This is a genomic window from Methylotuvimicrobium sp. KM1, from assembly GCF_044788715.1.
In the GTDB taxonomy this organism is placed as follows: Bacteria; Pseudomonadota; Gammaproteobacteria; order Methylococcales; family Methylomonadaceae; genus Methylotuvimicrobium.
This window is the reverse complement of the sequence record NZ_CP173170.1, coordinates 997646-1012669: the sequence shown is the minus strand read 5'-3', so window position 1 is coordinate 1012669 and position 15024 is coordinate 997646. Positions and strand designations below refer to the sequence as shown.

The following is a 15024-nucleotide window of genomic DNA, read 5'->3' as shown; positions in this document are numbered from 1 at the left end:
TTATTTAACTCAGCGTAAATCCATTCATCCTTCAACAGGCTCAGGACGAACGGATTTACCTTTACCCGTCAAGACAAGATTGACTGAGTGCTAGTCTACCAACGGTTTCCTTGTAAGCATCGAAAAGTAGCCCTGACAGCGCGAAGAATAAGACTGGAAAATTATTTCCGCTTCAGAGAACTAATCGCTGCTCTGATAAATTCTCTCTCCGGTCTTTGTTGGTTTAAAAATTGATTGAATAACATCAAAATGCCATGTGTATTGACATGAACATGTGCACCGTAGCCTGTCATAACTAAAAATTCCTGATGCACTCGGTCAATAAATTGTGCGCGCTGTTGAGTTAGAAGCTGAGAATCCATATAAATATCCTCTTGAAATTGAATAAATTTTTTATCTCTGAAAAGAACATTACCCGATTTCTTAAATAATTTCCGAGCAATCGAGAGCAAAAATCGAAAATTTATTCATTCCCTTAATCCAGCCTTATCAAATGCAATGCCTACTGACATAAGGCGTTGAATTATAAATTAAAAACAACGACCATTTCCCACAGCTTTTACAATTAAGACTGGAGCATGATACGGCAGAATCATTTCTAGGAAAAAACAGATAACCGTTCGCGCCGAGCCAAGTCGAAGCATGGCGTACTAAAAGACACGCCAACCGTGCTCTTTAGGATTAACAAATTACACTCCCATCATGCAAAAATACTCAATATTCCTGAACTGGTTACCGCATTTGCATTATCAACATCTTCGCTAGCATTAGCCGCACTGCCCGAGTTTTCAAAAGGCCTGGTTCCACGGCTATTTTTTTGTCCACCTTCGTTTTGATGTTGAGCGGTTTGACCAAATCCCGGTAACTTAGTTTGTTCGTTAAGCGAAGCTTGAGTCACGCTAATCTCAGCTACATTCAACTGTTGAACCCCCATCATTTCACGTAACTTCGGGATCGCGGCTTCTATGGCTTCTTTTACCGCAGCTTGTTGAGCGGAAAATGCGATTGTAGTTTGATCTTGATTCATATCGATACGAATTGAAATAGGCCCGAGATGCTGAGGATTTAGTTTAAGTTCGGCAAACGGCATGGCCCGATTATTCATCCAAACAATCCGTTCGCCTAGCTCCTGGCCCCATTCGGGATGCGCCATCGGCTTGCTCATTGCCGGTGCTTCGATTTTTGTTTGACCGGCAATTTGCCGGTGTAATTGAGCCATATCCAACGCTATTTTCGGAACCGGTTTCTCAACAGCCGTAGAAGGCGCTAATTTTTTTTCAATACTTGCGGTTTTGGAATCGGTCTTGGCATGCAGGTCAACAGCCTTTCCGTCAGTCGATACTTTGCTTTCCCCAGCAAGACGCTGTTCTTCGATCAGCGACTTGCCATTGCTCAGCTCCTCTCCGTTTTGTAATATATTTTTGATTAATTTAGGAATATTTCCTTCACTATCGGTAATCCCGGTATCGTTCTGATCCTCAAGCGGTAGCTTAGTATTCGCATCGACCGCCAGTATCGTCTTATCCGGGTTTTCGATAATATTCAGAGGCATTGTCGTTAACGGAATGGCAGCTGGGGTTTCCTCAGCAGAATGATCGAGCAACTTCGCTTCATCCGTTACGGCGCGTTCGACATTGCCGGGCATACCAGTCGAATTAGTCAACGACTCGGTCGCGGCCTCAATATGAGCGAGTACCTCGCTTAACTTCTGCATCGTTTTCTCTAGATCGATTTCTTGATCAAAATGCTCCGAGGACGGCAATTTATTGCCCAACAAACCGGCAATTTCTTGCATGGTCGAAGAACTCATTCGTTCGGAATCAAAACTTGTCAACTGCGCTAATTCTTCGGTTAATTCCGCTAAATCAATCATTGGCAACGTTAAATTTTCCTGCGATTCGGGTTGCGAAAGCAAACCGATCTGAGTCATCAAGGTTTCGGCAAAGTCACCGGATGCCTTATCTTCTCCTTGAAAAAGCCGGCTTAAATTTTCTTTGCCGATCGAACCGGATAACATCGTCAATAAATTTAAAGCGTTCATATACTCTTCCTCTTAACTGTTACGGATTTATCCAGCATTTTTCGTGCCGCCGCGCCGCCCTGAAGCCACTCTATCATCCTGTTCGATTTGTTCGCGCCTATCTAATTGTTTAACTTCATCGGCTTGCGCCGCGTCAAATAATTTCGAAAGACTCTTAGTTCGATTATGCAGTCCTATCCAATTTCCGCGCACCCGACTTAGTTCCGTTTCCAATGAATGCAGCGCTTGCTCTTGTCCGTTAATCGCTTGATCGAGTTTATCCAAAAAAGACCTAAACTCCAGCAATTGTCCGACCCTAGCGCCGGTTTTACAGAAAGCGTCGAATTTTTCCTGGTATTCCTGACGATAATTAATCAAATGATCGAGCTGCATTTGCAATTGAACTTGTTTTTTTTGCACTTGCCCGAATGTTTCCAAGGCTTTTTTTTCCTGGGCAACATTCAACTCGACAATCGTTTTCAGGCGTTCGGATTTTTTCATTTTATTGATAACTACCGTAGCTAAGAATCGCGCATCAAATAACTTGAACAACTATCCTGACAAAGGGAGTGGTTAGCGGTTAGCGGTGAATAGTGTGGCATTTAATCACTTGTCAAGCTCTAATTTCCCCTTTCCCCTTTCACCTTTCACCCTCATTCCCAAGCAAATCGGACAATTCCAAGATACTTCGACTCAGGTCCACCGGTTCATTCATGTCTTGTTGCAAAAAATTCCTAATTGCCGATATTTTCTCAATCGCCAAATCGATATTCGGATTTGAACCGGGCTTGTATGCGCCGACGCTGATGAGGTCTCTGTTTTGCTGATACAGCGAATACAATCCTCTCAATTTGCGCACCATTCGTAAATGATCGTCATCGACGATATCCGGCAAAACCCTACTGACCGATGCCTCGATATCGATCGCGGGAAAATGCCCGGACTCCGCCAGCTCTCGAGTTAGCACGATGTGCCCATCCAATACGCCGCGAGCCGAGTCGGCTACAGGATCGTTGGGATCGTCCCCTTCGGTCAATACAGTATAAAAAGCCGTAATCGAACCGCCTCCTTCATCGCCGTTTCCTGCCCGCTCAACTAACCGAGGCAACTTAGCAAATACCGAAGGCGGGTAACCTTTAGTAGCAGGCGGTTCATCGATTGCGAGCGCGATTTCTCGATGGGCTTGAGCATAACGAGTCAACGAATCCATCAGCAGTAAAACATCCAAACCCTGATCGCGGAAATACTCGGCAATACTGGTCGCCAGCAACGCTCCATTCGCCCGCATCAATGGCGGATAGTCTGCCGGCGTCGCGACAACGACAGAGCGACTAAGCCCTTCGGCACCCAGAATTTTTTGTACGAATTCGTTAACCTCACGCCCCCGTTCACCAATAAGCCCTACCACGACGACGTCGGCATTGGTAAATTTAGTCATCATCCCCAACAAAACGCTCTTGCCGACGCCGGTTCCGGCAAATAAGCCCATCCTTTGCCCTCGCCCTACACACAACAAAGCATTGATCGCTCTGACACCGACATCGAGCACTTCGCGAATCGGCTTTCGGCTAAGCGGATTGACCGGAACACCGGTTAACGACACTTGCGCATCGGTCTTCAAAGGTCCCTTACCATCCAGAGCATTACCCGCCCCATCCAATACTCGACCCAGCAAGCTAAAACCGACTCTAGCCAAATATTCCTTGTTCATCGGAATGACGCGGCAGTCCGGCTCCAAACCATAAGGATCACCTGTCGGCATTAGAAATAAGCGATCGCCGGAAAAACCGACGACTTCGGCTTCAATAACCCTGCCCGTTTTGGTTTGCACTTGACAACGAGAACCGATGGGCGCCCTACAACCGACAGCTTCGAGTGTCAACCCAACCATTCTGGATAACTTGCCTTCGACGATCAGTTCCGGAGGCTGAACCAACCGCTTGGCGTAAGGTTTTAACTTACCAAGCCAAATCTCGTTTCGATCTAGCGTAGACCTCATGATGTTTCGTCCCTAATCCGCTCATCACCAAGCACTTGAGCAATAACGGCCGCCAGACGTCTTTCGACCGAGGCATCCACATGAGACTGCTCCGCATCCACATGGCAACCGCCGCGACTGAGCAGAGGATCCTCTTTGATATCCCAAGGCGCCGGACGTTCGTTCAACAAAAACACCGATCGTACCAATTCCGCATCTTCAGGATGTAAAGTTAGTGTTATTTCCCGCGTTGCGATAGGTAATACATTGACGGCTTCTCTAACCGTGGCCACAATTTGCCCCGGATCCGATTTAATTTCTCGGCGAACCAGCTGTTTAGCTATCGCTATCGATAAATCCACCAGCTCTTTTTCAACTTCTTCATCCAGTGCATTTAAAGGTTCGCTGAGCGTCTCCAATATTTCGGCTAATTGCAAACCTTGTTCGCGCAGTCGATCCACGTTTTCGTCATACCCTTTTTTCAAACCTTCCTCGTAACCTTTCGACCGCCCTTCTTCGTAACCCTGCGTAAAACCCTCTTCTTTGCCTTTAGCGAAGGCTTCCTCATAGGCTTGCTGTTGCATCGCTTCAATATCTTGAACGGTCAGCAGTGGACTGCGCGATTTACTCCCTTCGCTAGATTTCGCGCGTTCGCGTCCCGACACATCGGGCATGTCCCAAAGGCGCAACGCATCCAGTTCGTCATCGGTGAAACCCGGCAGTTTAGACGAGCTCATCGCCGCTACCGCTACCTAACATAATTTCTCCGGCATCGGCCAGCTTCTTCGCGATTCCGAGTATTTCTTTCTGCGCCGATTCGACCTCGCTGAGTCTCGCCGGCGGCGCCGCCTCTAAATCGTCTTTCAGCATTTCGGCAGCTCGACGCGACATATTGCCGAATATTTTGGCTTTCAAACTGTCATCGACACCACGCAATGCCAGTAGCAACCGATCGGTCGATATTTCTCGCAATAGCGTCTGAATCCCTCTATCGTCAACTGTCGAGAGATCCTCGAAGACAAACATCTTATCCATGATTTCCTGCCCCAACACGGCATTATTATCATTGATATCTTCCATGATCTGCTCACTAACCGAACCTTCCATGAAGTTCAGAATATTGGCCACGGTATCGACGCCGCCGACCGATGACGATTTCATGCCATCGCTGCCCGTCAATTGTTTTTCCATGATTTCATCCAATTCCTTTAATGCCGCAGGCTGTATACCTTCCATCGTCGCAATACGCATCAGAATATCCGAACGCATGTTTTCCGGTAATAAAGCTAAAACATCGGCGGCCTGGTCACTATCCAACAGCGATAAAATGATCGCAACAATCTGCGGATGCTCCAAACGGATGAGGTCGGCTATCGAGCGCGTATCCAACCATTTCAACTGCTCAATCCCTTTGCTGTTGGCGCCGAGCAAAATCCTATCGATGATGCTCCCTGCCTTATCGGCGCCTAAGGCTCCAGTCAGCATATTGCGAATAAATTCGTCCGAATTAATTCCCAAGCCGGTTTCATCCTTGATTCGCGTAATGAATTCTTCAAGCACGCCATCCACCATTTCCGGTGAAATAGCGCCAAGCCCCGCCATCGTTGACCCGATCAGTTGCACCTCTTTAGGCCCCATGTGCTTCAGCACCGCCGATGCACGATCCTGTCCCACTGCTAAAAGTAGTAGCGCGGCCCGTTGCGGTTGAGTTAAATCGAGTTCCTTATCAGACATCTTGCTTGGCCCAATTCTTAAGGATTTGCGCGACTAATTGAGGGTCTTCGTCAACCAATTTTTGTACATATTCCAATCGTTTCTCGTAACTCTGAGGTGCTTCCAATAACAACAGATCTTCGGTCTCCGATGACATGCCAAGTTGCTGCCTTGCCGCTTCATCGGCAGGCACCGCATACGGCACCCCTTTTTCGTCGAATGCAACAGCGCCGCCCATAGCTTCGGCTTCCGCTTTTGCCAGCGCTAATGCCGCGGCTTTCCGTTCTTCTTCAGTACGGCCTATCAACCCTTGCATGGTCGGCTTTAGAACGCCAAAAATCAAAAATAAAATAACCACCGCAGCCGCCAACTGTTTCAAGGCGTCAATAATCCAAGCTTGCTCCCAAAGAGGCGCATCGGGCAATGCTTCGAATTCATCCGACACTTTGAATGCGACATTGGATACGGTCACTTGATCGCCGCGGCTACTATCAAAACCGACCGCTTGTCTGACCAAGTTGCTCAGGCGAACGATATCTTCTTGAGGATAAGGTTCGCTAGCGATACTCCCATCTTCGCGAACGACAGAACGGTTATCGACAACCACAGCCACCGACAACCGTTTGAGCACACCGCTGGCAAGACGGGTGTGAGTAATAGTTTTATCGAGTTCATAATTCCGTGTGGCACTCTTGCTAGAAGACCCTGACGATTCCGCCGGCGTTTCGGCACCTTCACCGGCTGCCACTTCAGGCGCTATACCGGCGGGTGGCGGCTGGTTAGTCAACGCCCCCGGCACACCCTGAATGGCTCCCATGGAACTAAGATCCTCTTGAGTCTGCTCACTTCGTAGCGCCGGCAGGTCGGGGTTAAACATTTCTTGGGTTCTTTCGGTCACGGAAAAGTCGACATCGGCCGATATTTGCGTACGTAAACCGTTGGCGCCGACCAATGGCGTCAAAATATTTTCGATGCGCGCCATTAAATGTTCTTCGATATTTTTCTTGTATTCGAACTGCTTTGAAGTCAGTGAGATATCGGAATCGGTTCCTTTAGCATTGAGTAAACGCCCGGTTTGATCGACGACCGTCACTTGCCCTGCTTCCATTAAGGGAACGCTGGAAGCGACTAGATGAATAATCGATTCGATTTGCCCTTTATCCAAGGTTCTGCCGGGATATAGGTTGACCATGACTGAGGCGCTGGGTTTTTTCTGCTGCCTAACGAATACCGACTGTTTTGGCATCGCCAATATCACCCTTGCCGCCTTAACACTTTGAATAGTCATGATCGTTCGCGCAATTTCACCTTCCAATGCTCGCTGAAAACGCATTTGTTCAATATTCTTGCTGGTACCGAAGCCTTGCTCTTGATCGAGTAGCTCGTAACCTAAGCTGGTACTGCGCGGTAAGCCTTGGGCAGCCAGTCTCAGTTTTAATTCGCGAACATCGGCCCCCGGGACCATGATTGCTCCCGAACCGGACTCGACTTTGTACTTAACGCCCTCTTTATCTAAGGCCTCGATAATTTCCGCCGCATCTTTTTCGGCAATGCCGGCAAACAATAAATTGTAGGAGGGTTCTTGCGACCACAGCACGATCGCCACGGCCACGGCAACGCTGAAAGCAAATCCGAGCATCAAACCTATCTGACGAGCCATTGTCAGCCCAGTCAAACCTTTCAACAACGGATTACCGGTGTCCACTTCCCTTGCATGAGGAGTGGACGTTCCGACTAATTCATTTGCACCTTGCTCGCTCATCTTAATTCACTGCCTGTCTATATCGGCATATTCATGACATCTTTATAGGCATCGACCAGTTTATTTCTAACCTGAACCATGGCCTGAAAAGACACGCTGGCTTTTTGCATGGCTACCATCATTTCAGCCAAGCTGGCATCTGATTCTCCGGTTTCGAATGCTGTCGACATCGCACTCGCTGTTGCTTGCTGCGTATTCACCGAGTCGATCGATTGTTTCAACAACGAAGCGAAGTTAGCCTGATCGCTACTTTCCAACGCTTGCGGCTTTACACCCGCCCCAGCCTCGATAGACATCTGACGCATTTGTGCCAGCACCTGATTGACATTCATCTCACTCATGACCATTCTCAATTATTTCGACACGACTTCCAAAAGAACTAGCATTATTCGAGCCATCAGGCCGAACAAGGAATAGCAATGCCGGATTCTTTCATTCTGGCAATTTTATAGCGTAGTGTTCTAGGACTAATACCCAATTTTTCGGCCGTGGTTTTACGGCTACCGTTTTCGGTCAGTAACGTCTGCAGGATCATTTTTTCCTCAGCCGAACGCACTTGATCGCCTAAAGAAGACGTGTCTTCGGAGCTATCGACACAAGCGTTTTCAATGACGGTTTCAGACATGGCATGCAGATCTACATTCTCCTCGAAGATTAAATCTTCTACTACGATTCGCTTACTGCTTTTTAAAATCAACGCTCGCTGCATCACATTTTCCAGTTCTCTTACATTACCCGGCCATGAATAAGCTTGCATTTTATCTATTGCTTCACGATCGAAAACGGCCTCACATGCCGCGTCGAAACCATGACGCCGCAACAACTCGATAGCCAACGGCACAATATCGCCGGGGCGCTCTCGTAATGCCGGTATCCTCAGTGGAAATACACTCAAACGATAATATAAATCTTCCCTAAATAAGCCCTGCTCGACAGATTGCTTCAATTTTCGATTGGTTGCCGCCAAAATTCTGACGTTCAATTCAATCTTTCTATGACTACCGATGCGTTCCACTTCTTTTTCCTGTAAGACGCGCAGTAATTTAGCTTGTAAACCCAAATCCATCTCGGCTATTTCATCCAGCAGCAATGTGCCATCCTGAGCCAGCTCGAATTTCCCCGGCATCGATTGCACCGCGCCGGTAAAAGCGCCTTTTTCGTAGCCGAACAACATCGCTTCCAACATATTGTCCGGAATTGCGGCACAATTGACCGCGGCAAAGGACCCGCCGCGATACGGCGATTGCTCGTGTATGGCGCGTGCAACAACTTCCTTACCGGTACCGCTTTCTCCCTGCAACAGCACCGTGACATGGGTTTGCGCAACGCGCTCTATCAAACGATAAAGTTTTTGCATCGCCGGATCCTGCCCTATCGTAAAATCCGCAGCCGGCGCATCGGCAACAGCAAATGCGGCAACTTTATCGATTAAAGCCGAAGCCTCGAAAGGCTTAACCAAATAGTCGACTGCACCTTCCTGCATCGCCCTTACCGCTTTAGGCACCGTTCCATAAGCCGTCATCAACAATACCGGAAGCCCCGGATGCAGAGCGTGTATGTTGCGCAACAGCTCGAAGCCGTCCATCACCGGCATTTGCACGTCGCTAACAACCAACTTTACTCTGTTACGCCCGAGTTTTGCCAATGCTTCCGTTCCATTATGCGCCGCTAACACCCGGTATCCTTCAAGTTCTAGCGTATCCGAAAGCGCCTCGCATAGATCGGGATCATCTTCGACAATCAATACATCATATTGCTTCATCATATAACTCCTCGAACTTAGCTTGCCTTCCTGAAAACCCACCGGGTAACGCCGGTTTCGTCTCCCAGGCAATCGGCAATTCCAATTCAAACACAGTCCCCATACCCGGCACCGAGTCGCAACTCACCTTGCCGTGATGCGCTCTAACGACGCTGTCGACAACGGCAAGCCCTAAACCTGTGCCGCTGCTTTTTGTGGTATAAAAGGGTTCAAAGACCCTTTTATAAAGAGCTTTTTCAATACCCGGCCCGGTATCGCGAACGGTAAAGATAAGTTTTTGTCGCGAAGACCGAACCACCGTCAACGTAACAACACCTTGTCCGGCACAGGCATCAAGGGCATTGTTCAATAAATTCATAATCGCACCACGTAACGCCGGCTCGTTACCTGTCAATATCTCGAAACCCGCCTCATTGTTGATGCTAAATTCAACAGAGTTGCAGGCCGCCAAGCGGTCCGCCATTGAGTCTTCGACATTGCCGAGCAAGTCATGCAGCGCGAAAGTCGCCATCGACAAACGCCCTTCCTTCGCGAAAATCAGCATATCGTTTACCTGTCTTTCTAAATAATGCAGGCGCTCGAGAATCTTGCTTGAAAATTGTTGCCGTTTGTTCTCACTTAAACCGGGCCTTGACATTTGCGAAGCATACAAAATAGCGGTTGATAACGGCGTTCTGACTTGATGGGCCAAGCTCGCGATCATTTCCCCCATGGCCGATAAATTATTTTGCCGATCGACCAAATCTTGCAGGGCCCGCATTTCGCTTACGTCGGATAACAAGACCAGTTGTCCCGCGCCTTCAGTCAATGCGTTATAACTCAAGCCGACACGCTTACCGTTCGGCAATTGTCGCTCGTGGGGATTCTCGGAAACCGCTTTAAGACTGCGCCCGGCGACTTCAGACCACGGCCTTTGCAATAATGGCTCATCTAAATAGTCGAGCGCTGTGGGATTATAATCGGCGACTTTGCCGGAAGGATCGATAATCAAAATACCGGCCGGTAAAGCGGCGAGTATTTGCCGTAAACGGGCCGCGATTTTCTCGTTTTCCAATAGCGTTTTAAGTCTCTCGCTACGTGCTGCAGCTAACTCGTCACTCAGCTTTGCGACTTGCCGTTCCAAATTTTGATAGGAAACCGTCAAATCTTGAGACAACTCGTTAAAAAGTCGAAAGGCATCGGCGAGTTGTTCGGTTTTGTTGTGGGATTGTGAAATCGTTGATGAAGACATAAACTGATTGCTCCGGATGGCTCAATCAGTTCAATGCAAAATACGGACCACTTTATTTCATATTTATATTCAATGACTTATCATCAGACTCTCATTCCCTTCGTCAAAAAGCTGTCGACTTTATCGTTGCAGGTCGTATTTACGAAGCTTTTCGACTAGCGTCGTTCTCTGCATTTTCAAGCGCTTGGCGGCATGCGCAACCACGCCGTTGCATTCTTCCAGAGCCTGACGGATTAAATCGCTTTCCATGTCGCTTAAATATTCCTTCAAATCGATACCTTGCTTCGGTAATTGAAGGACTCCCGAGGTTTCTCCCACCGGGTCGTTACTCTTGCGAACCGCTTCCGGCTCGAATGTCTCTTCCGTAACGATTTTTATGTTCTCCGGTACCACATAATGCTGAAACTTTTCCGGCAAATCCTCTGCGTCAATTAAACCGTTCGGCTTAATTATCGCGAGTCTTTCGATCAAATTAGCCAGCTCCCTCACATTACCCGGCCATTGATGTTGCATTAATAGCGCTATCGCCGTATCGGTCAAACGCACGGAACCGCGATTTTCGGATGCCATTCTCGCTATCAAATCCTTTGCCAATAAAGGTATATCCTCGGCCCTATCTCTCAATGCCGGCATTTCGATCGGAAAAACGTTCAACCGGTAAAACAAATCCTCCCGAAATCGATTTTCTTTAATTTCGTCATCCAATTTTCGATGCGTCGCGGCAATGATACGAACGTTACAATGCATTGTTTTATTGCTACCGACCCGTTCGAATGTCCGCTCTTGCAGTACTCGCAATAGCTTGACTTGCATTGCCATCGGCATATCCCCGATCTCGTCGAGAAATAACGTACCGCCTTCGGCCAATTCAAAACGGCCTTGCCGGGTCGACAACGCACCTGTAAAAGCGCCTTTTTCATGCCCGAATAGCTCGCTCTCCAACAATTCGCCCGGAATTGCACCGCAATTAATCGGCACGAATGGCTGTTTGCTGCGTAGCGACCAGTCATGTACAGTCCTAGCGACAACTTCTTTACCGGTACCCGATTCGCCCAGAATTAATACTGTCGCATCGGACTCGGCAACTTGATCAATGAGTTTACACACATTGACAATCGCCTTGCTATTGCCTTTGAGACGTTGCTTCGACGATAAACGCCGGTCGTAAACCCGTCGATCAAGGGCATGGCGGGGTATTTGTCCGTTATAGATCGAAGCTAATATTTCATCTAATAATTTCTTCAATGCGGCATGAGTGATCGGCCATTCCAAATGTTGAAACAGCATATCTTCGACTGCCGTAGGCAGCGCCCCGGCAACATTCTTATTTTTCAACAAAACCACCGGCGCTCGCTCGGTCTTCTCCAAAACGGATTTTATAACCGAAGCTTGCTTATCGATCGAATCGCCAATAAAAACGGCAATTAAATCTTCGCCGCAACGTTCGATACCCTCGGTAATAGCGACTGGAAGAGCCATTTCCACCCGATGCTCCATAAATTCAAATACCGCTTTGAATTGAAGCGCTCTGGTTTGATTGTCATCGATCAATAAAATACACGGCCAAGCCATAATTCTTTTTTTACCTGAAATATCCGTCTATCTTTGCGCGAGTATCCCGCGCTCTAAAATTTGGACTAGAAAATACGTAGAATGAAGGTTTTTTCGCATGATGCCAAAAAAATCATCTTCATGCGGTAAGAAGATTAGCCTATTTTGATAAAAAATCCTTAACAATTCATGGCAAACGATATGAATTGCACCATCTAAAACCAAGCCATTGTAAAAAAATCCTATACATTTTTTGTTTATACCTTTCGCACTTCATATTTCGGCAGTGTCTAAGGAGGGATCGAGCACCCCGGTGCCGAATTTTGATCTTCGATGGTATAGTTAGCAATTATGCGTTTAAGCCCACCCAATGAACACCTCGACAAACATAAGCCCACCATTACTAAATTACACGATTTTTCAGTTCGAACTAAGCTGTATCGTCAAGATTTCAAACCCATGGGCGCAAAAAACAAAAACATCGGTTTCAGACTTGACAAAATTTCCTTATTAGAGAAACTAAAGCAGTTTTTTAAAATTAGAGTACCCCCTTGAACGATATTCCCCTTAGTATACTTTTCGGCACACTGGCAATTCTTCTTTTACTCTCTGCGTTTTTTTCCGGATCGGAAACAGCCCTAATGACTCTCAACCGTTATCGGCTGAAACATTTGGTAAAAAAACGCCATCGCGGGGCAACTAAAGCTCACAAACTTCTCAAGCGTCCCGATCGCCTGATCGGACTAATATTATTGGGTAACAATTTCGTTAACGTCCTAGCTTCTTCTATTGTTACCGTCATTTCCATTCGCTTGGGCGGTGAATCGGCCATTGCCATCGGCGCCGGCGCGCTGACCTTGGCCATTTTAATCTTTTCCGAAGTGACGCCAAAGACTTTAGCCGCGATCAGACCTGAATCGTTGGCTTTTCTATCCGCATGGATTTATGTACCGTTATTAAAAATATTTTATCCGATCGTTTGGGTCGTCAATCTCATCTGCAACCTATTACTTAGAATATTCGGCATTCATGTCTCAATAAACAGACAAGAAACCATTAATAAAGAAGAACTTAGAAGCATCGTGTCGGAGGCCGATAGCTTAATGCCCACCCGTTATCACAACATGATGCTGAGTATTTTGAACTTGGAGTCCGCTACGATCGAAGATGTTATGACGCCGCGCAATGAAATCATCGGCATCGACTTAGAAGACCCTATAGAAACGATTATCGAGGTCCTTCAAAATAGCAAACATACTCGTTTACCCGTCTATAAAAAAAGCATCAATAGAGTACTCGGCTTTTTGCATTTACGAACGGCGCTGTCGTTCACACAGCAGCCTGAATTCGACAAGCAACATATTACCAAAAACCTTATCAAGCCTTATTTCATTCCTGAAAACACGCCTTTACACACGCAAATGCAATATTTCAAGAACGAAAGGATCCGTATCGGACTGGTTGTAGATGAGTACGGCGATGTTTTAGGGCTAGTTACACTAGAAGATTTATTGCAAGAAATCGTGGGCGAATTGGTCAACGAGGACTTGGGTGTCTTCAAGCAATCCGACGGCAGTTACCTGGTCGATGCCAGCTTGACCGTACGGGAATTAAACCGCATCGCCAATTGGGAGCTCCCTACCGAAGGCCCTAAAACAATCAACGGATTGATTATCGAGTTCATGGAAACCATCCCGGAACCGGGAACCAGCTTAAAATTGCACGGCTATCCGGTGGAGATCATCAAACGTAACAAAAACTCAGTCACACAAGTCAAATTTCTTCCGTTCAAGACAGGTCATCATTAACACTATTTTTTGGGCAACAGAATTAATACGGTCTATACTTTATGTCTGATAGTTAAGTACTCGCGGATACCATGGCAAAATTCACCGTTTTTTTCAAAGATAAAGCGATCGATTCGGTATTGTTTGAATCGGGCGTTATGCATATCGGTCGCGACGAAAGCAATGATCTGACACTCAACAGCTTGGCGGTAGCTCCAGCACATGCTGCCGCGATCATTAAGCAAAACGGTTGCCTAATCAAACAACTCAACGATGATTTTCCATTGATCGTCAATGGCGAAAAGCTTAAAGAATCCCTTCTTAATAATAACGACCGCATTACCCTTGGAAAATATTCCCTGATATTCAATACCACAGAGTCGGTGGCTGAAATACCCAAGCACGAAAGCCCCGAGGTTAGCCAGCTGAATCAAGAAATCGGGCAAAACCTGAACCTGCCCGAAGCTAACCTTCAGGTCATGGACGGACAGCATATCGGAAGAATTCTCCCCATGAAAAAAGCCATGACTCGGTTAGGACGAAACGGCGGAGGAATTGCCGTTATCGCCCGACGAAAAGAAGGTTACTTCATTTCGTCGCTGGAAAACAATTCGAGCATGACGATCAATAATCAGCCCTTGGGCGATAAAACCGTAAAACTGAATAACAACGACCTGATTGTCATCGATAATACCACCCTACAGTTTTTTCAAAATCCAAATAAATGAAGACCACCTCACCCACCGACAAACGCCGTTATCATCGTATTTTTTACGACACCCCTGCACAATTGAGCTGCGACGAAATAAAACAGCCGTGCAGACTGGTCGACCTTTCATTGAAGGGTTGCCTGCTTCGATTCGATGGCCCGTGGCAAGGCGACTTGGATAAGATTTATATGCTCACATTCAGCCTTTCCGAGGACTACACCATTGCAATGGCGCTAAGCATATCGCATATCGTCGATGACACTGCCGGATTTAAATGCGAACACATCGACATCGATAGCATCACACACCTGAGACGCCTCGTTGAATTGAACCTTGGCGATAGTGAATTATTGGAACGAGACTTACTTGCGCTGAGCGAGCTCGAGCCTTGAGTAGCCTCCAGGCTATAAGCGCGCAGAACAAGTTACTCCCTTTATACTCGTCGTAGATCAAAATTCGGCGCCTGGGTGAACGGCGGCCCTCGATAGTCACATCCCATACCTTTTATTC

Annotated in this window: 14 protein-coding genes; 3 read left to right on the top strand and 11 right to left on the bottom strand. The window is 47.1% G+C overall.

The window, feature by feature from the left end:
• Positions 1-161 precede the first annotated feature (161 nt).
• From ACINK7_RS04430 to ACINK7_RS04380, 11 genes are all read right to left on the bottom strand, one after another.
• Entirely contained in the window at positions 162-362 is a 201-nt protein-coding gene (locus tag ACINK7_RS04430) for a hypothetical protein (RefSeq protein ID WP_404360087.1), read from the bottom strand.
• Between the two features lie 338 nt (positions 363-700).
• Positions 701-2041, bottom strand: a complete 1341-nt coding sequence (locus ACINK7_RS04425; RefSeq protein WP_404360086.1) for a flagellar hook-length control protein FliK — start codon at positions 2039-2041, stop codon at positions 701-703.
• A 27-nt stretch (positions 2042-2068) separates the two neighbouring features.
• On the bottom strand, positions 2069-2521 hold the full coding sequence (fliJ, locus tag ACINK7_RS04420; RefSeq protein ID WP_404360085.1) for a flagellar export protein FliJ: 453 nt from the start codon (positions 2519-2521) through the stop codon (positions 2069-2071).
• Between the two features lie 139 nt (positions 2522-2660).
• Positions 2661-4019 (bottom strand): flagellar protein export ATPase FliI, encoded by a 1359-nt coding sequence (gene fliI, locus ACINK7_RS04415; RefSeq protein ID WP_404360084.1) that lies wholly within the window; start codon positions 4017-4019, stop codon positions 2661-2663.
• Positions 4016-4735 carry a flagellar assembly protein FliH gene (locus ACINK7_RS04410; protein ID WP_404360083.1) on the bottom strand — a complete coding sequence of 240 codons (720 nt, stop codon included), beginning with the start codon at positions 4733-4735 and terminating at the stop codon, positions 4016-4018. The genes fliI and ACINK7_RS04410 overlap by 4 nt, the downstream gene beginning before the upstream one ends.
• Positions 4722-5732, bottom strand: coding sequence for a flagellar motor switch protein FliG (fliG, locus tag ACINK7_RS04405; protein WP_404360082.1), 1011 nt, complete (start codon positions 5730-5732; stop codon positions 4722-4724). The genes ACINK7_RS04410 and fliG overlap by 14 nt, the downstream gene beginning before the upstream one ends.
• Entirely contained in the window at positions 5725-7473 is a 1749-nt protein-coding gene (fliF, locus tag ACINK7_RS04400) for a flagellar basal-body MS-ring/collar protein FliF (protein WP_404360081.1), read from the bottom strand. The genes fliG and fliF overlap by 8 nt, the downstream gene beginning before the upstream one ends.
• 17 nt (positions 7474-7490) lie before the next feature.
• A complete protein-coding gene (gene fliE / locus ACINK7_RS04395; protein ID WP_404360080.1) occupies positions 7491-7814 on the bottom strand; it encodes a flagellar hook-basal body complex protein FliE in 324 nt (107 codons plus the stop codon).
• Positions 7815-7870: 56 nt separating this feature from the next.
• Positions 7871-9235: a sigma-54-dependent transcriptional regulator gene (locus ACINK7_RS04390; protein WP_404361411.1), complete on the bottom strand. Its 1365-nt coding sequence runs from the start codon at positions 9233-9235 to the stop codon at positions 7871-7873.
• A complete protein-coding gene (locus ACINK7_RS04385) occupies positions 9222-10466 on the bottom strand; it encodes a sensor histidine kinase (protein ID WP_404360079.1) in 1245 nt (414 codons plus the stop codon). Before ACINK7_RS04385 ends, ACINK7_RS04390 begins: the two co-directional genes overlap by 14 nt.
• 120 nt (positions 10467-10586) lie before the next feature.
• Positions 10587-12038, bottom strand: coding sequence for a sigma-54 dependent transcriptional regulator (locus tag ACINK7_RS04380; protein WP_404360078.1), 1452 nt, complete (start codon positions 12036-12038; stop codon positions 10587-10589).
• A 530-nt stretch (positions 12039-12568) separates the two neighbouring features.
• On the opposite strand from ACINK7_RS04380, the gene ACINK7_RS04375 reads away from it, so the two are divergent.
• The 3 genes from ACINK7_RS04375 to ACINK7_RS04365 all read left to right on the top strand — a co-directional run bounded on the left by ACINK7_RS04375 (position 12569) and on the right by ACINK7_RS04365 (position 14906).
• On the top strand, positions 12569-13825 hold the full coding sequence (locus ACINK7_RS04375) for an HlyC/CorC family transporter (protein ID WP_404360077.1): 1257 nt from the start codon (positions 12569-12571) through the stop codon (positions 13823-13825).
• 71 nt (positions 13826-13896) lie between these two features.
• Complete coding sequence (locus ACINK7_RS04370; protein ID WP_404360076.1) at positions 13897-14532, top strand: FHA domain-containing protein; 636 nt, start codon at positions 13897-13899, stop codon at positions 14530-14532.
• Positions 14529-14906 (top strand): PilZ domain-containing protein, encoded by a 378-nt coding sequence (locus ACINK7_RS04365; RefSeq protein WP_404360075.1) that lies wholly within the window; start codon positions 14529-14531, stop codon positions 14904-14906. The genes ACINK7_RS04370 and ACINK7_RS04365 overlap by 4 nt, the downstream gene beginning before the upstream one ends.
• Positions 14907-15024: the final 118 nt, after the last annotated feature.

What these genes read in the sequence shown, in the direction of transcription:
- ACINK7_RS04430 (WP_404360087.1), bottom strand. Translation starts at nt 362, where the DNA reads ATGGATTCTCAGCTTCTAACTCAACAGCGCGCACAATTTATTGACCGA.
- ACINK7_RS04425 (WP_404360086.1), bottom strand. Translation starts at nt 2,041, where the DNA reads ATGAACGCTTTAAATTTATTGACGATGTTATCCGGTTCGATCGGCAAA.
- fliJ (WP_404360085.1), bottom strand. Translation starts at nt 2,521, where the DNA reads ATGAAAAAATCCGAACGCCTGAAAACGATTGTCGAGTTGAATGTTGCC.
- fliI (WP_404360084.1), bottom strand. Translation starts at nt 4,019, where the DNA reads ATGAGGTCTACGCTAGATCGAAACGAGATTTGGCTTGGTAAGTTAAAA.
- ACINK7_RS04410 (WP_404360083.1), bottom strand. Translation starts at nt 4,735, where the DNA reads ATGAGCTCGTCTAAACTGCCGGGTTTCACCGATGACGAACTGGATGCG.
- fliG (WP_404360082.1), bottom strand. Translation starts at nt 5,732, where the DNA reads ATGTCTGATAAGGAACTCGATTTAACTCAACCGCAACGGGCCGCGCTA.
- fliF (WP_404360081.1), bottom strand. Translation starts at nt 7,473, where the DNA reads ATGAGCGAGCAAGGTGCAAATGAATTAGTCGGAACGTCCACTCCTCAT.
- fliE (WP_404360080.1), bottom strand. Translation starts at nt 7,814, where the DNA reads ATGAGTGAGATGAATGTCAATCAGGTGCTGGCACAAATGCGTCAGATG.
- ACINK7_RS04390 (WP_404361411.1), bottom strand. Translation starts at nt 9,235, where the DNA reads ATGAAGCAATATGATGTATTGATTGTCGAAGATGATCCCGATCTATGC.
- ACINK7_RS04385 (WP_404360079.1), bottom strand. Translation starts at nt 10,466, where the DNA reads ATGTCTTCATCAACGATTTCACAATCCCACAACAAAACCGAACAACTC.
- ACINK7_RS04380 (WP_404360078.1), bottom strand. Translation starts at nt 12,038, where the DNA reads ATGGCTTGGCCGTGTATTTTATTGATCGATGACAATCAAACCAGAGCG.
- ACINK7_RS04370 (WP_404360076.1), top strand. Translation starts at nt 13,897, where the DNA reads ATGGCAAAATTCACCGTTTTTTTCAAAGATAAAGCGATCGATTCGGTA.
- ACINK7_RS04365 (WP_404360075.1), top strand. Translation starts at nt 14,529, where the DNA reads ATGAAGACCACCTCACCCACCGACAAACGCCGTTATCATCGTATTTTT.